The sequence below is a fragment of the Labilibaculum euxinicum genome (genome assembly GCF_009795715.1).
GTDB lineage: Bacteria > Bacteroidota > Bacteroidia > Bacteroidales > Marinifilaceae > Labilibaculum > Labilibaculum euxinus.
The window spans coordinates 162,872-185,037 of record NZ_WTCR01000004.1 but is presented as its reverse complement, the minus strand read 5'-3'; the positions used below and the strand labels follow the sequence as shown (position 1 = coordinate 185,037).

The window sequence follows — 22,166 nt, the reverse complement described above, 5'->3', positions numbered from 1 at the left end:
CCTTTTACAGATGCTTGTCCCTCAAATAATTACTTTTCATTGTTAACGGTTAATTGTACATCCATCCATTTTTCCAAAGTGTTTAAAATTTCTTTCTTCATTTCAGGAGGAAAGCTGTTGATTCTTGATCTGTGAGATCCTTTGGGATTCACAAACTTTTTGCATTTGTCATTTCCTTTCAGATTAACTGAAGTTGCCGACCATGTATCGTTCTCACCATATATGAACAATATTTTTTCCGCATCAGTCTGCAGCCATTTGTTAATTTTAATCATCGATGAGGCATCAAATTTCCGGATAGGTTCATTGGGGAAAGTAAAATCGAAAGTGATATCCTTTTCATCGTTCAGGTATTGTTTGAAAGGAGCAATTTCGTAGCTATACATTCCAATCTCGGTTAATGCCTGATGATAAAATGCAAGAAGCGGTTTGATGTTGCTAACATCGAAAAAATCGATACTTGATACTTTAAACAAATGCTCGAAAAGCTCTTCAGAATTGGCATTTTTATCGGGAATGCTGTCAATTCCGCCCCATTGCCAATAGGCAAATGGATATTCAAGAATACTTAAATCAAGTGCCTTTTCCAGGCCCATTGAGAAAGAATAGTTCTTCTCTTTTGCATAGGCATCAGCAAGAGGAAGTAATTTTTCTCTGTTATTAAAGCAAGCCAGCTGAAATTGATAAATCTGATCTCTGGTTTCTTTACTGCCTACACTGGCAAGGCGTTCGTGGATTCTTTTGTCTTCACGAGCCAGATTAAGTGGTGCAACATAAGGAACACTAACATCAACATCATCAGGATAAAAATACCTGTGAAAAATAGTTGTTTGCCCTCCTTTACTGATTCCGGTCGACAGCCATTTTTCGGGATATATTTTACGCAAAGCCTGAATGATTACATGCTGATCGGCAGCTGCTTGTTTGATGTTTAGGTATTGCCAATTCAAACTATCGGGCATTGAATTTTTAAAGTAACGGTGCTCAATGGTCAATTGATTTGCATTCAGTAATTTGCTCAACTCCCCAGCCTTTTCAGACCAAATCTGATAACCTTCCAGTTCCACAACCATAGGCTGATCGAAAGACTGATGACCCAATAAGACCCGTTGTTGAAATGTTCCCGCTTTGGGATTTTGATGATCGAGATCTTGTGTAAAATAGAGTTCGTAATACGCTGCAAAAGTAGAGTCTCCGGCAATCTTTTTTACACTTACTCCTGGGATTTCTTCAAGTTGGGTCAGCAGATCTTTTGGTTTTGTTTGTCCGCAGGAGATGCTGCCAACGAAAAGAAATCCAATCAGAAGGAATGTAATTTGTTTAAGTTTCATTGATTAGTAATTTTAGAAAATATAGGGCGTGTTAATGATAATTTTTAGATTCTTTCTCTTTCTACATCAGCAATGCTTTTAGGAATAGGTTTTCCTAACAAACGGGCACCATCAGGAGTAATTAAGAAATCTTCTTCATTCCTAATGCCTCCAAAGTCTTTGTATTGTTCTACTTTATCGTAATTAATGAATTCCTCGAATCGTTTTTCGGCTTTCCACATGTCTATTAATTCAGGAATAAAATAGATTCCCGGTTCAATGGTTAATACAAATCCCGGTTCAAGTTCTCTTCCCAGACGCAATGATTTTAGTCCAAACAGAGTACTTTTTGCTTCGCCGTTGTAACCAACACAAACCTCGCCTAAATTTTCCATATCATGAACATCCATTCCCATCATATGACCAGTACCGCATTGAAAGAATAAGGCGTGTGCTCCTTGTTGAACAGCATCTTCAACATTTCCTTTCATAAAACCCATTTGCTTCATTCCTTCGGCAACAGTTCGGCATGCAGTAAGATGAACATCTTTAAATTTAGTACCGGGCTTCAATTTTGCAATGGCCGCATTGTGAGCATTCAAAGCAATCTCATAAATTTCTTTTTGGCGGGTTGTAAATGTTTTATCTACAGGAAATGTACTCGACATATCACCAGAGTAATGCATTCCATTTTCAGCACCACAGTCAAGTAATACCATATCGCCGTTTTTTAATGTATTGCCATGATAATGGTTGTGAAGTGTTTGTCCGTTTATAGTTGCAATTGTTGGGAAAGATGGTTGTCCACCCATGCTGATTGCTATTTCCTGAACTTTGGCAGCAATTTCATATTCTTTCATTCCCGGGCGAGCCATACGCATGGCTGCAAGATGCATTTCTGCTGTAATGTTAACAGCCTCTTCAATTTGAATGATTTCTTCGGCTGATTTGTAATTTCTTTGATTTACAACCGCCTGAATGAATTCAGAAGATGCATTTTTTACTGAAATATTGGGATGAACATTCAATAGGGACTGTAATTTAATTTGATGTTCAGGACGGTAAGAGGGCAGGTGATGAACTCTTTGTCCTTTTGTTAAGGCTTTTTCAAGATATGTTTTTAATTCTGACTGGGGAGCTGTCTCTTTAATTCCAACAGCTTCGCTTTTTTCTTTTATGGTAGGCTGGGTACCCATCCAAACAATATCATCAATGGTTAATTCATCGCCGAAAATAATTTCACGATTTTCATCGATATCTATAATTGCATTTAGTCCGGCATAATCGGAACCAAAGAAATATAGAAAGGTACTGTCCTGACGGTAATGATAAGTATTGTCAGCATAGTTCATTCCACTTTCGTCGTTGCCAAGAAAAAGCAGGATTCCTGATTTTACGTCAGATTTAAGTTTGTTTCTTCTGTTGATATAGGTTTCTTTTGAGAACATCATTATGGGTATTTGGTTAATTAATATATACTATTGAGTATTTGTTTAAGTACCTTAACAAATTGGTAAATTTAAACTGGATGTAATTTATTTGTTCAATGAGGAAACTATTAAATTATGCCAGCGGATACAAGAATCTCACTAAAGGACATTATCAGTTAGAATGCACAGAACAAAATAAGTTGTGAAAAGTGATATTGGGGAGATTTAACAAATCCAACATTCGAACAAACCTTTGTACGAACAATTGTAAAGAAGTATAAATTCGTTAAAACAAAACATGATAAGCTTGTTGATTCGGAGTAAATTTATAAAAAACAAATTAGTTTATTGGTGTATTATTTTTAAAATGAGTTTAAACTGCAGTAAGTTCCTTTTTAAAGCCGAAAAAAAATTATACGAATTTTAGTATGATTGGAATAATTACAGGGACTAATATGGTAAGTACTATTCCACTAAAAACGGCAATGATAGCGTACTCTTTTCCTGAATAGCGTACAATAATCGGCAGGGTCGTATCCATTGCAGTTGCACCACCAGATGCAATCCCGGCTAATTTTCCAAAGTATTTTACAAATAAAGGAGTTGCTAAAAGAGTCAGTATTTCCCTGATGATGTTTGAAAGAAGAGCAATAACACCCAGCGTATCGCTATGGAATTCTGTAATAATAACGCTGGATAAACTATAATAGCCAAATCCGGCTCCCACAGCCATTGCTTCACCAATACCAATATTCGAAAGTAAGGCAGAAACAGCAGAAACACCAAGAAGAGATCCTACAATGACTGATAGAGGAACCAAAATAATCTTGATGTTCACCTCACGGATTACTTTCCACGAACCGCGATCGGTTCCAATTCCCATACCCACTAAAAACATCAACAAATAAAGAGCATATATACTGAAATCACCTTCTAAAAGAGAGGAAGGTAAAAAGCGTGTTAGTCCAAGGATTAAGCCCAGAATAAAGAAGCCAAGAATTATTAAACTGCCTTTCATGTGTCTAAATTTGTTTTTTATTGCCACATGGAATTTGCCATGCTGGAATAATAATCTTCCTATGTATTAAAATCTCTTTGGTTTGGATGTTCATAGTTATCGTTGAAATAGAGATTTATTTCTTTTTGAAAAATAGGATATAGGTAAAATAGGCACAAATTAAAGAACCTAAAACAGCTCCGATTGTAAGGATCAAAGCTTGAATTCCGATAGAATCAAGATTGTTTAGTATTTGTTTATTGGTTCCAACACCTATCCCCAAAAGAAAAAGTAAAAGGAAGATTGAAAAGGAAGTTAAAACACCTATGATTTTAATGGTCTTTGGTCTGTTGCCAATGAGGAGACCAATTCCAATTCCTAAAACCATTATGGATAAAACAATGATGATGTCCGTTAGCATAGTTGTGACAATCTTATTAAAATAAGTTTTGAAATCTGAGCCTGCAAGATTGGTTTTTTCTTTCAGATAATAAAATTGTAATATCAGATAGTTTGTTTTTTATTGCCGCGCTATTTCAGGAGGAGACATTTACAGTTAATAAAAAAGGCTGCATCTTTCGAAACAGCCTCTTATCTATTTTTTAGAAAATAAGTTTGTAGTTTGTCTGATGCTGGTACACTTCGCCAGGTTGTAACCACCCCTGTTTAAAGTTTGTATGATTGGGAGCATCCGGATAACCTTGAGCTTCTAAAGCAACACCTGAGAAAGAACCGAATTTCCCAGCTGCGATATATTTTCCTGTATAAACCTGTAAACCAGGGAATGTAGTTGCAATTTCCATTGTCACTTCACCATTTTTATCAGAAAGTTCAGCTATTTTTCTTGGTGTTTCAGTCGATTCTCCAAATGCAAAACAGTCGTCGTAGTTCTCAATATCTTCGATGTCTCTGTCTATTTGTTTTTTTGTTCTAAAGTCGAAAAGAGTATTCTTGATATTGTATATTTTACCGCTTGGAATCAACAAATCGTCTGTTTCTAAAATGAACTCAGTATCAATCTGAAGTTGATGGTCTAAGATACTCTCAAAATTGTTTGATAAGTTAAAATAGGCGTGTTGAGTTAGATTAACCGGGGTTGTTTTATCCGTTACAGCTTTGTAATGAATCTGCAATTCGTTATCATCAGTCAACTTATAAATTACCTCAGTATTTAAATTGCCGGGAAAATTTTCTTCTCCGTCGGGACTCAGGTAAGTTAATTTTAAATCAGTATTTTTCCCGATTTCTGCTTTCCATACTTTTCTGTCAAACCCAATATCACCACCATGCAAATGGTGCATTCCATGGTTGCAGGGAAGCTGGATTTCTTTTTCATCAAGTGTAACTAATCCTTTGTTAATTCGATTTCCAAACCGACCGATTAAAGCTCCAAAGTAAGGATAGTTTTTAAGGTATTCCTCATTTGTATACTCTTCAAGCGAATCAAAACCCAGAACAATCTCTCTTTCCTCGTTGGGCAAAGGAAGAGTAAATGAGGTAAGAATACCACCATAATTGGTGATTTTTGCTGTCAGGCCATTTTTATTTCGGAGAGTGTATAGTTGTACTTTTTCTCCATCACGAGTCAATCCAAAATCAATTACATCTATCATTTAAAAAATTGTTAGTTTTATTCAGAAGCCCGAAAGTAAAACAAAATATCCATTTTTCATTTTAGAAAGGGAATTTTTAACAAATTAATTAACGTAAAGGCAATCAGAGGAATGGAGAGTTTAATTAGCTCTTTAGCATAATCAGTTTTTTAATAAGGATGTAAACAGTGGCTTTTGTTAAAGTATCATTATGCCTTCAATGCGCTGTGCTTTCATGTAAATATCGATTACGGCATCAGCTGATTCCATCTCTTTTTTCAAAGTAATTCCTATGAATTTTAAGTCTTTGGAAGTTTTAAAAGAAAATTCAGTGTCTGCAGGGAAAAGTTCCTTAACAGCCTTTACTTTTTCATCTGAATTGGGAATGATAAATTTAAACATGTATAATGAAGGCCAGGTTAATGACTCCATGAGCTGATATCTAAGTTTCGTATATTTTTCTTTTTCCATTTTGTGTTCAAATATAAATTGGAGGTCAAAAATCGGAATTTATTTTGAATTTATCGGTTTTTGAAAACTGAATGTTCAAATAGAAACGAATAAAACCCGCTATTTGTTTCACTGAAAGTTTAAATCGGGAGGTTTGTCGAAATCCAAATGAAAATTTTAAAATTGGTTAAGATTATCTCATAAATATCTATCTTTATGCGTTATAAATAAAAATTATTGATCGTAAAAATTCTTGTTAAGAAACTCCAAATAAATTTTATAGATGAATCGGAAAATAACCATCGTTTTACTGGTAATTGCAACATTGGCAATTTCTTTTGTTGCAATGAAAGGCTTAAGCAGTTTAAAAGAATCTCCTAAAAAGAATTTAGATAAAAAAAAGCTGCCATTTGTTAAAGTTGAGGCTGTAAAGTACAATGAAATATCTTCTCCCATAGTTGAGAAAGGACGATTGGCTTCTAATCTGGAAGTGAATTTGAGTTCGGAAGTTGCGGGCAGAATCGTTGAGACAGGTGTTCCTTTAAAAGTGGGACAGAAGTTTAAAAAAGGACAATTGCTGATTCGTATTTACGAGGAAGATGCAAAAATGGATTTACGCGCTCTTAAAAGCCGTTTTCTGAATAAACTGGCTGAGAATTTGCCGGATATTAAAGTTGATTATGCAGATAATTTTGAGGCGTGGATGAATTTTTTCAATGCGATCAATTTGGAGGAAAGTATTCCTGAATTGCCAAAGGTAAAATCCGATCAGGAAAAGGTGTTTATGGCAAGTAGAAATATTTTAGGCGATTATTATGCCATTAAGAGTGCTGAAGTTAAGCTAGATAAAAGAAAAATATATGCACCCTTTGATGGTTCTTATGCCGAGGTAAATACGCAGATCGGATCGGTTGCCGGAATGGGCACTAAGCTGGCCGGCATCATTGAATCAAATAATCTGGAACTTCAGGTTCCTATTGAATCGAAAGAAATTTCATGGTTGAGTTTAAATGAAAAGGTAGATATTTTGGATTCGGATGGAGAGGTTGTTTTTACCGGCAAATTGGTGAGGAAATCTGATTTTGTTGATGAGGGAACTCAGTCCATTTCAGTTTTTGTAAAGTTGGAGAAAACCAATGGGAATGAATTGTATCAGGGACAGTTTTTAACGGCTCGTTTTAATGGGAAAAAGATTGCCAATGCGATGGAAATTCCCAGAAACGCAGTTTTTAGCTCTAATAAAGTGTTTGTTGTTGAAGGCGGTATCCTAAAAGAAAAGGAAATTAAGGTGATCAAACGAAATGAGAACACCTTGGTTTTTAATGGTTTGAAAGAGGGAGAGATATTGGTTGTGGAACCTCCTGTTAAAGCAACTGAAAACATGCAGGTACAAATCAAGAAATAGCGCATAATGAGAAATATAATATCACAATTTGTAAGATATCCGTTTTACGGGAAAATGATTATTGCGGTGCTTGTTATTGCAGGATTTGTTTCTTTGGCTTTTATGAAGAAATCATTTTTCCCCGAGACCGAGTCTAAAACGATCACAGTTTCTATGGTGTTTCCGGGCGCTTCACCAAAGGAGGTTGAAGAGGGCATAACCTCTCGGATCGAGGATGCTGTTAGGGGAATTGTTGGAATCAAAGAAATGAATTCCGTATCATCGGAGGGCTTTTCCCGATTAACCATCACCACAACCGGCGATTACGATTTAGATGAAACATTAGCCGATGTAAAAAACTCGGTGGATGGAATTCCTACTTTTCCATCGGGAGCCGAAAAAGCCGTTATTGCCAAGCGCAGGGCTACATCACCTGCCGTGCGCATGGTGGTTACCGGCGATATCGATTTAATCAGCCTGAAAAAATATGCCGATCTGATTTACGACGATTTAATGCGTTCGAAAGTCATGTCGCAAATATCTCTGTCGGGTTTTCCAAATCTGGAATTATCAGTAGAGGTGAAGGAAGATGATTTGCGAAGATACAATCTGACATTTAGTGAGATCTCTGCAGCAATCGCCAATAATAATATCGATATTTCGGGAGGAACAATTAAGAATGAGGTGGAAGAAATTCTAATTCGTTCGCGTAACCGATCTGTTGATCCAGATCAAATCGGCGAAATTATTTTAAAAGCAAATCCTGACGGAAGCTACATCCGGATTCGTGATGTCGCGAATACCCATTTTCAGTTTCAGGATGTTCCGAATTCAACCTATGTTAATAAAAATCCGGCGATCTCAATTCAGGTGAACAAGCTGAATAATGAAGATTTGGACGACATATCGGTATACTGTAACAAATATGCCAAAGAGTTCAATGAAAAATATGATGATGCCCGACTGGAAATCAGTTTCGATTTCATTAGTCTGCTGCAGTCAAGATTGAATCTGCTGTTTAAAAATGGCGGGTATGGTTTGTTGCTGGTGATTATTTCATTGGCGCTTTTTCTGAGTTTCCGATTGTCTATATGGGTTGCGTGGGGAATTCCAGCGTCTTTTTTAGGGATGTTTATTGTTGCCAACTTAATGGGAATTACCATCAATATGATTTCTCTTTTTGGGATGATATTAATAATTGGTATTCTGGTGGATGACGGCATTGTGATCGGGGAGAATATTTATTCTCATTTTGAAAGTGGTAAAAGTCCCCGAAGAGCTGCAATAGATGGTACAATGGAGGTTGTTCCTGCAGTGCTTACTTCGGTAACTACAACCATGGTGGCTTTCTCACCGCTCTTGCTGGTTACCGGGAATATGGAATTTATGTACGAAATGGCATTTGTAGTGGTGGCTTGTTTAAGTCTGTCGCTTTTCGAAAGTCTTTTTGTATTGCCTGGTCATATTGGAAACGAAAAAGTATTGCATAGAAATCGGAAGGATAACTTTTTTAACCGGTTTAGAGGAAAAGTTGAAAAGGGAATTCTTTTTGTCAGAGACAACGTTTATGCAGGGACTCTGGATCGTGTAGTTCGTTGGAGATGGTTTGTTGTTTTTATTCCTGCAGCTCTGTTCTTTATTACCATAGGTTTATTTAGCGGCGGATTTATTCAAAGTACATTTTTCCCCAATGTGGCTTTCGACACCTTTGCTGTGAACATAGCTTACAAGCCTGGAAGCAATAAGGAAATCACAATAGCCAGATTAAAGCAGTTCGAAAACTCAGTTTGGGAGGTGAATGATGAATTGATGAACGAATTTCAGGATACAGCAAATTTTATCAAATATACAAGACTTTCATCAGGTAATGCATTTGGCGGACAGGAAGTGGGGCCGCATGCAGGAAACCTGTCTGTTACTTTGCGTGATATGGAAGGAGCCCCGGTTTCAAGTTTTGATATATCAGACAGAGTAAAGAAGAAATTGGGAGATGTTTCCGATCTTGAGAAATTTACCATTGGAGCCAGCAACCGTTGGGGAGCTCCTGTTTCTATTAGTTTGCTTGGAAACGATTTGGAGCAGCTCAATCAGGCCAACGATTATTTTCAAGGGGAGTTACGCAAAATGTCCTCTTTATACAATATCAACGACAATAACCCATTGGGAAGCCGTGAGGTAAGGTTGCAATTAAAACCAAAAGCCTATTACCTGGGGATGAATTTAAGTTCCATTACATCGCAGATCCGGCAAGGCTTTTTCGGAGGACAAGCACAGCGCCTGCAGGAAGGAAAAGATGAAATTAAAGTGTGGGTTCGGTATCCGAAAACCGACCGGGTTTTTATCGGTCAAATGGAAGACATGAGAATCCGTACACCAAAAGGTGAATTTCCATTGTCGGAATTAATCGATTATGAAATTTTACGCGGGCCTGTTAGCATACAGCGTTACAATGGTGCACGGGAGATTCGTGTTGATGCGGAACTAATTGATCCGAGTGAACCGGTACCACCTATTTTAGACTACATTGAAACCACAATTTTACCCGATTTGGAAGCGAAATTTCCAAGTGTTCGTCCAGAATATCAGGGGCAGCAAAAACGCTCTGCCGAAGATATTCATGAATTGAAAATTTATTTTAGCATAGCATTTATGCTGATCGTTTTTATTGTGATGATTCATTTCCGAAGCTTTACACAAGGAATAATTATATTACTGATGATTCCTTTGGGCTGGATGGGATCTGCCTGGGGACATGGAATTGAAGGGTATCCTGTTTCCATGTTAAGTGTTTGGGGGATGGTTGCTCTTTCGGGGGTAATTATAAACGATGCTGTGGTCTTCCTGTCCAAGTACAATTCGCTGATTGTAGAGGGAATGGAACCTGAGCCTGCTGTTAAAGCTGCTGGCAGAGCCAGATTCAGGGCTATTATTTTAACCACAATAACAACCTCAGTTGGTTTGTATCCATTAATATTGGAGAATTCATTTCAAGCTCAATTCCTAATACCAATGGCTATTGCCCTGGTATACGGAGTTTTAATCGGCACCTTGTTTCTTCTGTTATTCTTCCCGGTATTAATTTTAATCCTGAATGATATCAGAAGAATAACAAAGGGCATATGGGAAGGTGAAAAAATTTCACCCAGAGATGTTGAGCCTAAGGTGAAAGAATCAAAGGTAAGTTTGGATTAAAAAATATGAATCGCCCTGTATAAATTACCCCGGATTATGATCCGGGGTTCGGGGGTCAAATAAAGAACAAAACAAATGATCAGAAAAGTATCATTATTCATAGTCTTCATTTTGTGCAGTCAGTTTATTGTGCAGGCACAGAAAGAACTAAGTTTGTCCAAAGCCATCGAGGTGGGATTGGAAAACAATTATCAGTTAAAGATTTATCGAAAATCAGAAAAGGTATCTGAATTGAATAATACCTGGGGAAATGCCGGAGCTTATCCCAGCCTTGAATTTAATCTTGGGTATCGGAATACAAAAGATTATAACGAAGAAAAGGATTTCATGAGAAACAGTTTAATTCCTTCTTTGGATGTAAACTGGACTTTATTTGATGGGTTTGCGGTACAAATTCGAAAAGATAAATTCGATGATCTGGCTCAGTTGTCAAAAGGAAACACCATAATTGCTGTCGAAAACAAAATAGAACTGATCATTCTTTCCTATTATAAGGTATTGTTAGAGAAAGAGCGCATGGAGGTGAACCAAAGAATCATGCAGTTATCTTCCGATCGATACGAGAAAGTAAAAGTTGGAAAAGAGCTGGGAAGTTCGGTTACCTATGATGTTTTACAGGCGCAAAATGCATGGTTGCAGGATCGTTCCTCCTTCCTGATTCAGGAAGTGAATTTCAACAATGCTGTTCGGGATTTAAATTTTCTTCTGGGTGTTAAAGAGAGCGAAACCTATACTTTCGCAGATGAGTTCTTACCCGTAAGTGAAGAATTTCAGATGGCAGCATTGCTGGATAAAATGCTTTCGGGAAACAATACTCTTAAAAACAGATACATACAGGAAATGTTGCTGAAAAGGGATGTAGATATGGCACGAAGCAATTATTATCCCCGTGTTTCATTGGGTGCCGGTGTGCAGGGAAATTCAGTAAGAACGAAATTGGATGGTCTGCCTGCTTCAACTGCTGATTCGCATAATTTTTATGCCAATGTGAGCTTGAATTTCATGATTTTTAATGGAAATTCGAATCGAAGAGCCATGCAGATTGCAAAAATTCAGGAAGAAATAGGAAAGGTTGAAACGGAAGATGTAAAACATTCTTTGACGAATTTACTGGCTCAGCAATTTGAGTTGTATGAAGTGCGGAAAGAACTGTATCAGCTTGCCGAGGAGAATTTAGCGGCAGCAGAACTCAACCTCAGCATTTCAAAGGATAAATATGAGTCTGGCAGCATCAATTCGTTCAACTACCGGGACATTCAGATCACCTATCAGAATGTGGCTTTGTCAAGAGTGAATGCTATTTTTAATCTGATTCAATCGAGAACAGCATTGGTACGAATGACGGGTGGAATTTTAAGCGAACAGACGAAATAAATACTGCGGATGTAAACAGTCTTACAAAAACAGGGAATTGTCATTCTAAGCAAAGCCGAAGAATCCATTTTTTTAATGTGGTGTTTCGTGAAGCTCAACCTGCCATTTGTACCAAGGAATGATCCCGATTTTTCCGAAAAGATTTAAACGATTAAAAGCTTGCTGGTATTTGTGTTGCATCACAAATAGCAGCAAGCTTATTTTCTGTATATATAAGATTGCTTTTGATGTTAATTTGGTATTGCAAGCATAGGATAAAGTTTTGCAGAACTATACAATAGAAACATAAAAATTTCCCTCTAAAAGATAAAGTACTATTAGAACAATTGCATTTTCGACCTGCACCATTTTTTTTATGGAAACAGGTAAAAAATGTCTGTCTCACTTATATGGAATGTTGTATATTAGACTGATATACTGGATTTTTTGTAATAAATGTCCAGATCTTCATCGTTGAATTCATATTCTTAATTTATGGCTGGGCATTCACGATTTGGTATTTCTTTTTTATTTGAATTTATTGAGGAGAAATGCTCAATTTTACGTGATGCGGTATATTCCAGATTCACCATCCTGCTTGCCTTTCACCTTTTAATAGTCATACTCAGGATTTTATACGTGCAGTTGAGTTCTTTGGAAATTTATTCAGAAGAAGCACAATATTGGATCTGGTCTCGTCATCTGCAGCTGTCCTACTACTCCAAACCACCTTTAATAGCTTATTTAAACTGGTTCTCCACTTCACTTTTGGGGAATACTCCTTTAGGCATTCGGATCAATGCCATTCTTATTGGATTCGGCATTGCAATGACTTGCTATTATCTTACTTTGGAACTCTTTCACAATCGCAGGACAGCCGCAATCGCATCTTTTCTAAGTTATGTTCTGCCCTTTATTTGGCTTCCCTCATCTTTCTTTACAACCGATAGCCCTCTTCTGCTGTTTTGGCTTCTCTCTCTTTTTTTATTTTGGAGAGCTGTAAATAACAATTTCATGAAAAATTGGATTTATTTTGGCATCTGCCTTGGGTTGGGCATCATTTCAAAGTATTCCATTCTTTTAATACTGCCTTGTTTATTTGTATTTTTATTGCGAAGTCATTCTCATGTTTTTCGAAGCCGAAAGCTCTATGTTGGAGTGAGTATAGGCTTACTGTTTTTTTTGCCTGTTGTTATTTGGAATATAAAAAATGACTTTGTAGGTCTGCGTCACGTTCAATATCTTGCGGGAAATACGAAAGAAGCTGTCCAAATAGAGAAGCTGGCTTTTAATTTTTTGGAATATATTTTCGGGCAGATTGTCATTTTATCTCCATTCTTTATAGGTTTTTATATTAAAATCCTAAAATCATGGATCCATAAGCAGCTTTCAGATGAAATGGTATATCTTATCCTTCCGGGTATCATGGTATTCTTTGTTTTTATGCCCATTGCATTCGTCAGAAGATCGGGCGTTGAAGTAAACTGGCCCATGTTTGCCTACGCCACAATTCCGGTTGCTTTGGCTCATTGGGCTGTAACGGGAAAAAAAACCGGCAGATTAGGGGCGGGTGCTGCAGCAACTTTTATGCTGGTGTTACTCATTACCAATCTATCCGTTCTTGATAAAGTGGAAATTCAGAAAATCATCCCCGTTAAATTCGATCCGACAAGTAGGTTAGCAGGCTGGAAAAGCCTTGCCCAACATGTTGATTCATTGAAAAGAAGGATTCCTTCTACGAACTGTTTTGTATTTTCGAATAACTATCACATTAGCTCCGAGATGCAATTTTATCTTGAAGAACAACCAGCAACTTATTTTTTAAATTACAACAACCGCATGAATCAATTCAGCCTTTGGCCGGGACTGGAACAGTTTGTCAACAAAAAATATTATGGAATTTTCATCAGTACAACACCAATAAAGGACAAATTAAAAGATAGTTTTGAGGAGATGGGCTCCTTTACTACCCGAAAAACTCTCTATCGCGGAACAGAAATCAATAATTTCAATATCTATGTTTTAAAAGATTTCAAGGGATTTGAGGAGAACAACAGTCACTACTAACTCTTTGGCTCAGTTTTATTAGGCGGATGAATCTATTAAACGCTTTTAAAAGCGTGATTTTATGCCTTGCAGTCATCCCTGCTTTTTCGAAAAAATTTAAACTGTAATCAGCTTGCTTATCAGCCTGTTCAAAATTTGTTTAGCAATACGATTTTAAACTCCCTGTTAAAAAGTTTCTTTTCGGACAGTATTTTTTACTGCCCAAAATGATCGGGAACTAAAACTGAAACAACCTCGCCAACTACGCAAAGCACCCCGTTTGCAAACAGTTCCGCTTCCACAATTACTTTTCGCGCCCCAACTTCCTTAATTTTCCCTTTAATTACTATTTCGCCGCCAATGGGTGTGGGTTTTAAATATTTTACCTGCAACGAGGCCGTAACGCAACGGGGAGCGTTGGTTTCCGAAAGCTCAATTCCCTGTGCTTTAGCCAAGGCCAATGCCGCTGAGCCGGTTCCGTGGCAATCTATCAGCGAGGCCAGCAGTCCGCCGTATACAAAACCGGGAATAGCCGTGTGATATTCTTTGGGCACAAAGCGGGTAAGCGTTCCTTCACCCTCCCAAAAAGTTTTAATCTGATGTCCGTGTTCATTTAACCTGCCGCAACCGTAACAATGCGCAAAATGGTCCGGATAGTAATCCTGTATTCCTTTCATTGTAACTATTTTTAAAAACTTTTTTTGTTATCTGACATGAAGATACCAATAAGATCGGTATGCTGAAAAATTTGTTGGGAAATCCATGCCGTCACATGGTGATTAACACTGTATGCAAGCCTTTTTGGTCAGGGTATGACTTGATTCTAATCACTATTTTATAAGATGAGTTTTGATCTTAATTCGGTATTAGTTTCCCACAACTTCTAATTCGTAAAATGTTGTTTCAGGATCAACAACACGTGTAAAATTCAGGCCTTTATTATTGAGAAGCACGATTTCTGCAGTCGTGTAAATGATATTGCCATCTACCAGATGACCACCAATCGTATTGCCTGTGCTATCCGATACCGAGATATGAATATGATTGTTTTTACCATGGTCTGCAAATGTTCCGGTCAAAGAAACAATTTCGTAATGACCCTTTAAATGCAAAAGCTCTTTCTGATTTGCCGGCCGAATAATCAGTTCTCTCAAACTTCCCACACAAGTAGAAACCGATGCCGATTGCAGCTGATTGGTTTCAACAAATTGTGCCATTTCCTGTTTCAGATCCATCCCCGGTTTTAAGCGCAGGGCATACATTTCAACATTATTTTGCTGGCAGGAAACCAAACTGATAAAACCTGCAAGAAGGATAAAGGCATTTAATTTCAACATAGACATATTTTTAGGAAAATGTAAAATTAGAAAATATAAAAATGGTAAGAGCCAACAGGGAACTAAAAGTTTTCGCAAAAAAAGAGGGGGCAATGCCAATTGAAGAGAAGAATTTGCCAATGGAAGGGGCACCTAGGCCAATTGGAGGGTGGTACATGCCTGGGGGATAGTGTTTACAGGCATTTTGGTGAGAGTGTTCATATAATGGTGTCATTTTTTTTGTTCTCTTTCTATTTTACAAGCGAATTTGCTTTGCTTGAAACGATTCTTTTAATTTTAAAGGGACTTTTTTGCTGCGATTCGTAGTAGGTCCGCATTTGTATTTCGGATATGATACCAATGGTAATCAGTTGAATTCCCCCAAGCACCATAAGCAAGGCTAAAATAAGGATGGGTTTCCCCCAAATGTCTTCTCCCATTATTTTAAGGCTTAACAAATAAATATTTAGAATGGCTCCGATTGTAAATATCAGAATGCCCAAACCGCCGAAAATATGCATGGGTTTTTGCATGTATCTGGTAAGAAAAACCATTAAAATAAGATCGCTTGCAACTTTAAAGGTTCTTGATAAATTGTACTTTGTTTTTCCAAATTGCCGGGCATGATGCTTCACCGGTAGTTGAGTAATACTTGCCCCGTTCGAGCTGGCAAGAATAGGAATAAACCGGTGCAGTTCTCCATAAAGTCCAAGTTCTTTGGCAATTTCATTTCTGTAAACTTTAAGCGTACAGCCATAGTCCTTTATATTCACTTTAGTGAACAAACGAATTAGGTAATTGGCAATTTTGCTGGGAATTAAACGCAAAAGCAAGCCATCTTTTCTATTGCTTCGAATTCCTGCTACCAAATCCCAGTCTCCGTATTCGGCCAATTGCACCATCATGGGAATATCTGCCGGATCGTTTTGCAAATCCCCGTCAAGGGTGACAATGTATTCTCCCGTGGCCACCGAAATTCCGGCCGCCAATGCTGAGCTTTGTCCGTAATTTTTTCGAAGTTGAACCATTACAAAGCGTTCATCATTAATATTCAGAATGTTGTTTCGGGTTGCATCTGTTGAGCCGTCATCTACGAAAATAACTTCATATTCGTAATCGGTTAATGATTGAATAATTTTCTCGCTTAAAGGAGCAATATTTAGTTCTTCATTGTAAACACAGATAACAAGACTGAGTTTTTTCATGCTTTTAGTTCTTTGTGAGTTTATTCTTTAAGAGTACAGTGGTTCTGTTCTCGAAAACATCTTTTTGTTCAAATATTTTTACGGCAAATTCAGAGTAGTTTGCATCCTGCAGACTTTTACTTGTACTGATAACACAAGCATTAGGATGATTCTGCAGGAAATCTTTAATGCTTTCAATACTTTCCAGCTTTATAATTTTTTGCTTTAGATAAAAAGGATAGGAAGGATTGAATTTTTTATAGCAGGCAATGGGTTCATCTTTATTGATGTATGGCAGCGACAGGGTGACCGGGTTTTGTTTGGCAATTTGAAAAAAAACAATCTCCGAAAGGAAAAAGGAGAGAAGAATAAAAGAATAGCTGATTAGATGAATCGTGAAATTTAACGCTCTTTTTTTATGGAGTTTCAAAGCAAATACAGCTCCAATGATTCCGGGCAAAAGCAGTAATAGTTGTGGTTTTAAAAAAGTGTATTGTTTCTCAATATTAAGAGCGAAATAACCTGCTGTAACAATCAGAATGGCAACAATAAACAGCACAATGAGCTCCCACCTGTATACAGGCTGTTTTTGTTTGGCGAGCAAAGAACTAATAAGAATTGCAAAAAACGGGTAGGCAGGTGCAGTATAGTTTGGCAATCGAGTTGACGACAGACTAAAAAACAGGGTGACTGTAAGTCCGGCAACAAGAGCAAACAGCAATACATCCTTCTTTTTATTTCGATAAGCATGCGATAGGGCACGAACCAGAAATATTGAAAAAGGAAACAAACCCATCAGTACAAAACCAGATGCCATTAAAAAGCTTCCTCCATGACCTTCTTTGGTGCTGGCAAAGCGTTCCAGATTGTGTTCAAAGAAAAATCCATACGTCCATTCTCCATGAGTTTCCCGATGGACCAAAAGGTACCAGGGTAAAGCTATTGCAGCAAAAATGAGAAGTCCGGATATGGGTTTTAATCCCCAAATAGTAGAGAATTGTAATTTTTTGCTGAGCAGTAAATAGAGGAGCATAATGAATACGGGCAGTAAAACCGCAATAGGGCCTTTCGATAAAGCGCCCAGAGCCAAGCAAATATACATGCCCATTGCAGTAAATCTGTTTTTTTCCTGAAGAGATTCAAAAAACAGGAATAAGGAAGCGGTAAAGAAAAACAGGAGGTACGGATCGGGTACTGCCATGTGAAAGAAAACTCCAAAATGAAGGGAAGATATCAGAACCAATGAACTGAAGTAGGCTGATTTAATGCCCAGCCATTTTTTCACAAAAAAGTATGTGATTAGTAAGCTTAAGGCTCCAAAAACGATCGAAAAAAAACGTGCTGACCAGGATGAAACACCAAAAATTTTGTACGATAAAAGCATGAAAAAGTAGTGTAGCGGAGGTTTATCGGTGCGCAATTCATAATTGAACCCGGGAACAATATAATTTCCGCTTTCCATCATTTCGCGGGCACACTCAGCATTTTTGGCCTCGTCTAAAATATAAATTGAGCCGCTAATTCCAGCTGTTGCAACAATAACATACAAAAGCAGAATAAGAACAGGGATTTTAATTTTTGGGTGGATACTTATAAGGAAGCTTCTCATTACTTTTAGGATTTATGGATGGCAATGGAATTTTAGTTTTTGTGATAAGAAATGAATATAAGGATGAATTTAATTTGGTGTTTTGAAGCCGGTTTAATTTGGTTTCTACTATCCAAATGAAAAGAGCCGATTCAAGAACACCCAGAATAGCCCCAAAATACACATCGATAAAAAAATGCTGCAAAAGATAGACTCGTGAGATACAAACCAGACTTGCTATGGTTAAGGACATGTAACTAAGAAGGAATTTCCGATAAATCCAGATGATTAGGGTGGTTGCAGCAAATACGGTCATTGCATGACCCGAAGGGAATGAATTTTTATAGTAAAAATGAATTCCTTCGGGGATGTGAATTTCACTTTTCGACAAGTAAAACAATGGCCGCATTGAATTTACAAATATCATTTTTTTAAACAGATAGGAAATCAGACCTGAGGATATCAATAGCAGCACGCTAAGTATTGCGTAATAGTATTTTTTGAAAAGGAAAACAAAGGCAAGAACCAGAAGAAAGCTGCCATCTCCAAGCAGGGTGATCCAGAAAAAAAACTGATCGAGAAAAGGAGTATGGAGCGCATTAATAAATAAGGAGAATTCAATTTCGGAAAAGGCCAATAGAATATAGCCTCCGGATACAAGTAAGAGGCAGAAAATAAGCATGCTGTAAATTAGCTGTTTTGAAATAATCCTCATAAGATAAAGTGTTTTTCTACTTATGATATAAGCTGTTTGTTAGCGTTATTGAAGTAGCAATTGCACAAGTTTTTCGTTTTTATTCAAACGAACATGGCTTGAAATGCATTTATTTACATACAAGTTATTGTTTTTATTTGTTAAATAATCTAACTTGAAATTACTTTTTTCTATCTAATTTATTTTCTGTCATTTTGTTTGGTTCCAAATAAACAAGTAATTTCCAGATGCTTGGATGAAAAATACGACTGTAGGAATAAGATAAGCTTCAATCTTTCTTTAGATTTTTGGATTACATTTAGTTCCTAAATTGAGCAATTGGAATCTGCACTCTTAAAATAGTTGAGTTGGAGTAGAAGGATTCATTAACCTAAATTATAAAAGAATTATGCGATTCTATTTCCTTATTATTTTTCTTCTTCCTCTTCAGGTTCTGGCCAACTCTTCGGCAATAGATTCTTTGAATGCAAAGTCCGATGATAAATATGAGTACGGCTTGAACATTAAAAAAACAATTATCCCTATTTCCCTAATCTCTGTTGGTATAATTGGTTTTGAAAATAATGGTTTTGAGATCTTTAATGAGGAGATTCAGGAGGAAGTGGCCGAGAATATTGACAGGCGTTTTACGATTGATGATTTTATGCAGTATGCTCCGGCAGGTGTGGTTTATGCGAATAACTTACTGGGAGTAAAAGGAAAACACAGCTTTTCAAATCAGTTGTTAATACAAGGAACTTCTTTATTTATTATGGGAGCGGTAGTTAATACTTTAAAATATTCAGCCAAAGAGGAGAGGCCTGATCATTCCGGATTTACATCTTTTCCGTCGGGACATACTGCTATGGCTTTTGTGAATGCAGAACTCCTTTGGCAGGAATATAAAGATGTTTCAGTTTGGTATGGAATTGCGGGATATTCTATGGCAGCTTCAGTTGGGATATTTAGAGTTGTGAATAACAAACATTGGGTGACTGATATTGCTGCAGGAGCAGGAATTGGAATACTAAGCACAAAAATATCCTATCTGATTTATGAAAAAATACTTACCAGAAAAAAGAACAGAAAACAAACTGCTCTGATGATACCATTTTACAATACAAAGCAACTTGGTCTTAGCTGTTCAATTACATTTTAAGAATTTAAACAATGATTAAATTCTAAATTTCCTGTAAAATTTACAGATGTCCTCCTGGTGGCATCTCTGTCCATTGTACGATGTTCAAGTTTTTTTCTGCCCATTCTTTTGGAGGGTAATAATATGTCTTCTCAAAGTTTAATTCCAAATTTTTCATTGATTGTAGTTGTAACCGGCAAGCTTGTCGCTGCTATTCAGCGGAGTTTATTTTTTCTTCAAATGAGTCAGTAACAAGTATATTCCAGATATTATCTCCAGAGCAACCAAAACAACTATATACCAATTAATTTGTGATGATATAAATATTGCGGTTGGTCCATCTATTCCTCCAATAATTCCAATTGCTCCTGCTTCTTGTTTTATAAATAAATCAATCATATCTCGAAAAGGAAAAATATATGATATGATTAATAGCGAATTAATAATGAACAATATCCAAATAACATTTCCTATTTTAAAGTGTATTTTATTCATATTCTGTCTTGTTTCATATTTGTTTTTTGCTATTCTCAGAGTTTAATTCCAAATCTGTCATATGTAAACGTTCCGCTTCCGTGTTTTAATTTTCCGTTTTCGTACAATTACTCTTTCGGATAACTTAAATTCTTATCTAATTTAATAATGTAAATATAAAGGTGGTGTGAGAGGTGTATCCCGGCTATTCTAGTCGGGACCATCTACTCGATTGTGTGCTAGCATTTATTCTTCTTTATCTACATTTATTACAATTCGTCTATAACCAGTCAAAGCCGGAATACCTTTGTCTGTTATTTCTAAAATAAGATGAATTGTCTTTCCTGAAGCATCAGAAGGTACAAGTATTTTACATTTAGGGGAAGAATTCTCTTCTATAGTTATTGCACCTTTATATGTACTTGGTTCATTATAAACAAACCATTTATAATCTAATTGATTTCCATCAGGGTCTTTTGATTCAGTGGCATCAAAAATCAAAGCATTTCCAGCTTTAGCTCTTTTATATAAACATTTTAAAGAATTATCACCATCTACAATGGGTACAGGGTGATGGTTTACAGCAGAATAATCATCTGTAGTAGTCCATATCATACGAGCTGCAAAATTATTCCAGATATGTTGTTTCCATTTGTTTATGGCTTCAATTCCCTCTTCTGTACTGCCATACATGTAATAAGGGTCATATTGAGTTTCATCTTTACCACTTTTGACAATGAAACTCATGCCTCGAATTTCACTTTCTTTATTAGTGGAGAATCGTCCGCCCCAGCCACCATAGTCGATGTGGTCCGGAACGTTTAAACCATTGGCGTAAACATAAAGAAAAGAAGGAGAGTCGCCTTCTGTTGCCCAAATTCTATTTGGGTAATGCACACCAAAGGGCTTGATGTTCTGAATATTGTTCTTCGCCCAATCGTCAGATGGTGCCCATCCATAGATTTTTTTGTTGCGTATATATACAATGTCAGGAAAGTTTTTCGCAATCCAAGCACCCGCATCATCTTGCCCAAGCACGTCATAAAGTCGTATTTTCTTTACGAATGCGTTTAATGCTTTTTTGTTTCGGGTATTTTTTACTTTCCAGAGTGCTTGTGCAACAGTATTCATGCCACCCCATCCGGCAATCCATACCGTGCGGTTATCCCCTTTCTTGTCTACCGCTGAAATAATTAATTCTGACCCCTGAGAATCTTTACCCTCTCCCACGCCGGACATATTGGATTTTGCCTGCCCTTGCATTGTGATTGACCTTAAATAGTCGGCTTCCGGATAACCGGTTGCTTGTTTCTTCAAACAAGGTAACACTTCTTCATACCAATTGACAACTTCAATTATCTTTGCGGTTTTGTCTGGGTCGTCTACCCAAACCTGTGAACTTACAAGCCCTTCAATGTCAATCGCATTGGAACAGACCAAAAGGTGAATCATGGATTGGATATCATCGGGGTCACTACCACCAAGGTCTGTAGTGACAATGAGTCTTTGTTTGTCGCTCTTATTTACTTGCGCAGAAGAAAATTCTACGCATAAAAGAAATGTAAAAATTAGAATGTATTTCATTTTTTTAACTGTATAAAATTTTATTTACTCTCTTATTCGCTGTTGCTCTACTGACCATCTTGTGTAATGCTTGCACACAACGGCAGTCTGTCTAAAAACGAATCAAACTGTTCAATCGAATTTTAAATATAGCAGTTTTAAGGATACATAAAAATTGAAAATGCTTTAAGCGTAGCAAGGTGAAAGCTGTGAGATGGTTAAGGCGTATCTGTAATTGTTATCCCAATCTATTTTATCATTGGACATTAGGCTATCAGTTGACCTAAGATTGAATTGACTGCATAATAAGAGCCGTATGAAACGAAGTTCGGCGAAGCCAATTGAGAGATTTATTGCCTGTCCCGATTTTTTTCGGGATACGGTTCTGTGAGAAGTTAGGGGGGAATTGAAAATCGACGAAGTCAAATTCCCCTAGCTTACTCGACTACAGTGCG

The 22,166-nt window shown here is 37.0% G+C and carries 19 protein-coding genes; 6 read left to right on the top strand and 13 right to left on the bottom strand.

All coding sequences use genetic code 11. The annotated features are described in order from the left end of the window. Positions 1–29: 29 nt before the first annotated feature. The 6 genes from GQR60_RS06365 to GQR60_RS06340 form a co-directional block, all read right to left on the bottom strand. Positions 30–1,331 carry a S28 family serine protease gene (locus GQR60_RS06365; protein ID WP_124992136.1) on the bottom strand — a complete coding sequence of 434 codons (1,302 nt, stop codon included), beginning with the start codon at positions 1,329–1,331 and terminating at the stop codon, positions 30–32. 44 nt (positions 1,332–1,375) lie between these two features. Further along, positions 1,376–2,758, bottom strand: a complete 1,383-nt coding sequence (locus tag GQR60_RS06360) for an aminopeptidase P family protein (RefSeq protein WP_124992135.1) — start codon at positions 2,756–2,758, stop codon at positions 1,376–1,378. A gap of 394 nt (positions 2,759–3,152) precedes the next feature. Further along, a complete protein-coding gene (locus GQR60_RS06355; protein ID WP_124992134.1) occupies positions 3,153–3,758 on the bottom strand; it encodes a lysine exporter LysO family protein in 606 nt (201 codons plus the stop codon). A gap of 115 nt (positions 3,759–3,873) precedes the next feature. After that, a complete protein-coding gene (locus GQR60_RS06350) occupies positions 3,874–4,158 on the bottom strand; it encodes a LysO family transporter (protein ID WP_191991595.1) in 285 nt (94 codons plus the stop codon). A gap of 181 nt (positions 4,159–4,339) precedes the next feature. Then, complete coding sequence (locus GQR60_RS06345) at positions 4,340–5,350, bottom strand: aldose epimerase family protein (protein WP_124992133.1); 1,011 nt, start codon at positions 5,348–5,350, stop codon at positions 4,340–4,342. 177 nt (positions 5,351–5,527) lie between these two features. Next, positions 5,528–5,800, bottom strand: a complete 273-nt coding sequence (locus GQR60_RS06340; RefSeq protein ID WP_124992132.1) for a DUF493 family protein — start codon at positions 5,798–5,800, stop codon at positions 5,528–5,530. Positions 5,801–6,062: 262 nt separating this feature from the next. Here GQR60_RS06340 and GQR60_RS06335 point away from each other — a divergent pair, with 262 nt between their 5' ends. From GQR60_RS06335 to GQR60_RS06320, 4 genes are all read left to right on the top strand, one after another. After that, positions 6,063–7,184, top strand: coding sequence for an efflux RND transporter periplasmic adaptor subunit (locus GQR60_RS06335; RefSeq protein WP_124992131.1), 1,122 nt, complete (start codon positions 6,063–6,065; stop codon positions 7,182–7,184). A gap of 6 nt (positions 7,185–7,190) precedes the next feature. Then, positions 7,191–10,355, top strand: a complete 3,165-nt coding sequence (locus GQR60_RS06330) for an efflux RND transporter permease subunit (RefSeq protein WP_124992130.1) — start codon at positions 7,191–7,193, stop codon at positions 10,353–10,355. Between the two features lie 75 nt (positions 10,356–10,430). Continuing rightward, positions 10,431–11,729: a TolC family protein gene (locus tag GQR60_RS06325; RefSeq protein WP_124992129.1), complete on the top strand. Its 1,299-nt coding sequence runs from the start codon at positions 10,431–10,433 to the stop codon at positions 11,727–11,729. Between the two features lie 474 nt (positions 11,730–12,203). Continuing rightward, entirely contained in the window at positions 12,204–13,775 is a 1,572-nt protein-coding gene (locus tag GQR60_RS06320; RefSeq protein WP_124992128.1) for an ArnT family glycosyltransferase, read from the top strand. Positions 13,776–13,969: 194 nt separating this feature from the next. Here the strand turns inward: GQR60_RS06320 and GQR60_RS06315 are convergent, their stop codons facing one another. Both GQR60_RS06315 and GQR60_RS06310 read right to left on the bottom strand, forming a co-directional pair. Next, positions 13,970–14,431, bottom strand: coding sequence for a PaaI family thioesterase (locus GQR60_RS06315; RefSeq protein WP_124992127.1), 462 nt, complete (start codon positions 14,429–14,431; stop codon positions 13,970–13,972). A 189-nt stretch (positions 14,432–14,620) separates the two neighbouring features. Then, a complete protein-coding gene (locus GQR60_RS06310) occupies positions 14,621–15,091 on the bottom strand; it encodes a PPC domain-containing DNA-binding protein (protein WP_124992126.1) in 471 nt (156 codons plus the stop codon). A 41-nt stretch (positions 15,092–15,132) separates the two neighbouring features. On the opposite strand from GQR60_RS06310, the gene GQR60_RS20190 reads away from it, so the two are divergent. Then, positions 15,133–15,261 carry a hypothetical protein gene (locus GQR60_RS20190; RefSeq protein ID WP_262885094.1) on the top strand — a complete coding sequence of 43 codons (129 nt, stop codon included), beginning with the start codon at positions 15,133–15,135 and terminating at the stop codon, positions 15,259–15,261. 60 nt (positions 15,262–15,321) lie between these two features. Here GQR60_RS20190 and GQR60_RS06305 read toward each other — a convergent pair whose 3' ends face one another. The 3 genes from GQR60_RS06305 to GQR60_RS06295 are packed head-to-tail and all read right to left on the bottom strand — an operon-like array spanning position 15,322 to position 18,557. Then, positions 15,322–16,275, bottom strand: a complete 954-nt coding sequence (locus GQR60_RS06305; RefSeq protein ID WP_124992125.1) for a glycosyltransferase family 2 protein — start codon at positions 16,273–16,275, stop codon at positions 15,322–15,324. A 4-nt stretch (positions 16,276–16,279) separates the two neighbouring features. Beyond that, on the bottom strand, positions 16,280–17,863 hold the full coding sequence (locus GQR60_RS06300) for an ArnT family glycosyltransferase (protein WP_124992124.1): 1,584 nt from the start codon (positions 17,861–17,863) through the stop codon (positions 16,280–16,282). After that, positions 17,826–18,557: a phosphatase PAP2 family protein gene (locus GQR60_RS06295; protein WP_124992123.1), complete on the bottom strand. Its 732-nt coding sequence runs from the start codon at positions 18,555–18,557 to the stop codon at positions 17,826–17,828. Before GQR60_RS06295 ends, GQR60_RS06300 begins: the two co-directional genes overlap by 38 nt. A 388-nt stretch (positions 18,558–18,945) precedes the next feature. On the opposite strand from GQR60_RS06295, the gene GQR60_RS06290 reads away from it, so the two are divergent. Next, positions 18,946–19,695: a phosphatase PAP2 family protein gene (locus tag GQR60_RS06290; protein ID WP_124992122.1), complete on the top strand. Its 750-nt coding sequence runs from the start codon at positions 18,946–18,948 to the stop codon at positions 19,693–19,695. A gap of 204 nt (positions 19,696–19,899) precedes the next feature. Here the strand turns inward: GQR60_RS06290 and GQR60_RS06285 are convergent, their stop codons facing one another. Both GQR60_RS06285 and GQR60_RS06280 read right to left on the bottom strand, forming a co-directional pair. After that, the gene (locus tag GQR60_RS06285) at positions 19,900–20,169 is read right to left on the bottom strand and encodes a sodium ion-translocating decarboxylase subunit beta (protein WP_124992121.1); all 270 of its coding nucleotides are present in this window, start codon (positions 20,167–20,169) and stop codon (positions 19,900–19,902) included. A 225-nt stretch (positions 20,170–20,394) separates the two neighbouring features. Further along, complete coding sequence (locus tag GQR60_RS06280; RefSeq protein ID WP_124992120.1) at positions 20,395–21,732, bottom strand: DUF1593 domain-containing protein; 1,338 nt, start codon at positions 21,730–21,732, stop codon at positions 20,395–20,397. Positions 21,733–22,166: the final 434 nt, after the last annotated feature.

Coding starts and splice junctions, on each gene's coding strand:
- GQR60_RS06355 (WP_124992134.1), bottom strand. CDS start 3,758: ATGAAAGGCAGTTTAATAATTCTTGGCTTCTTTATTCTGGGCTTAATC.
- GQR60_RS06310 (WP_124992126.1), bottom strand. CDS start 15,091: ATGTTGAAATTAAATGCCTTTATCCTTCTTGCAGGTTTTATCAGTTTG.
- GQR60_RS06335 (WP_124992131.1), top strand. CDS start 6,063: ATGAATCGGAAAATAACCATCGTTTTACTGGTAATTGCAACATTGGCA.
- GQR60_RS06305 (WP_124992125.1), bottom strand. CDS start 16,275: ATGAAAAAACTCAGTCTTGTTATCTGTGTTTACAATGAAGAACTAAAT.
- GQR60_RS20190 (WP_262885094.1), top strand. CDS start 15,133: ATGGTAAGAGCCAACAGGGAACTAAAAGTTTTCGCAAAAAAAGAGGGG.
- GQR60_RS06325 (WP_124992129.1), top strand. CDS start 10,431: ATGATCAGAAAAGTATCATTATTCATAGTCTTCATTTTGTGCAGTCAG.
- GQR60_RS06280 (WP_124992120.1), bottom strand. CDS start 21,732: ATGAAATACATTCTAATTTTTACATTTCTTTTATGCGTAGAATTTTCT.
- GQR60_RS06340 (WP_124992132.1), bottom strand. CDS start 5,800: ATGGAAAAAGAAAAATATACGAAACTTAGATATCAGCTCATGGAGTCA.
- GQR60_RS06365 (WP_124992136.1), bottom strand. CDS start 1,331: ATGAAACTTAAACAAATTACATTCCTTCTGATTGGATTTCTTTTCGTT.
- GQR60_RS06300 (WP_124992124.1), bottom strand. CDS start 17,863: ATGAGAAGCTTCCTTATAAGTATCCACCCAAAAATTAAAATCCCTGTT.
- GQR60_RS06285 (WP_124992121.1), bottom strand. CDS start 20,169: ATGAATAAAATACACTTTAAAATAGGAAATGTTATTTGGATATTGTTC.
- GQR60_RS06345 (WP_124992133.1), bottom strand. CDS start 5,350: ATGATAGATGTAATTGATTTTGGATTGACTCGTGATGGAGAAAAAGTA.
- GQR60_RS06290 (WP_124992122.1), top strand. CDS start 18,946: ATGCGATTCTATTTCCTTATTATTTTTCTTCTTCCTCTTCAGGTTCTG.
- GQR60_RS06320 (WP_124992128.1), top strand. CDS start 12,204: ATGGCTGGGCATTCACGATTTGGTATTTCTTTTTTATTTGAATTTATT.
- GQR60_RS06295 (WP_124992123.1), bottom strand. CDS start 18,557: ATGAGGATTATTTCAAAACAGCTAATTTACAGCATGCTTATTTTCTGC.
- GQR60_RS06350 (WP_191991595.1), bottom strand. CDS start 4,158: ATGCTAACGGACATCATCATTGTTTTATCCATAATGGTTTTAGGAATT.
- GQR60_RS06330 (WP_124992130.1), top strand. CDS start 7,191: ATGAGAAATATAATATCACAATTTGTAAGATATCCGTTTTACGGGAAA.
- GQR60_RS06315 (WP_124992127.1), bottom strand. CDS start 14,431: ATGAAAGGAATACAGGATTACTATCCGGACCATTTTGCGCATTGTTAC.
- GQR60_RS06360 (WP_124992135.1), bottom strand. CDS start 2,758: ATGTTCTCAAAAGAAACCTATATCAACAGAAGAAACAAACTTAAATCT.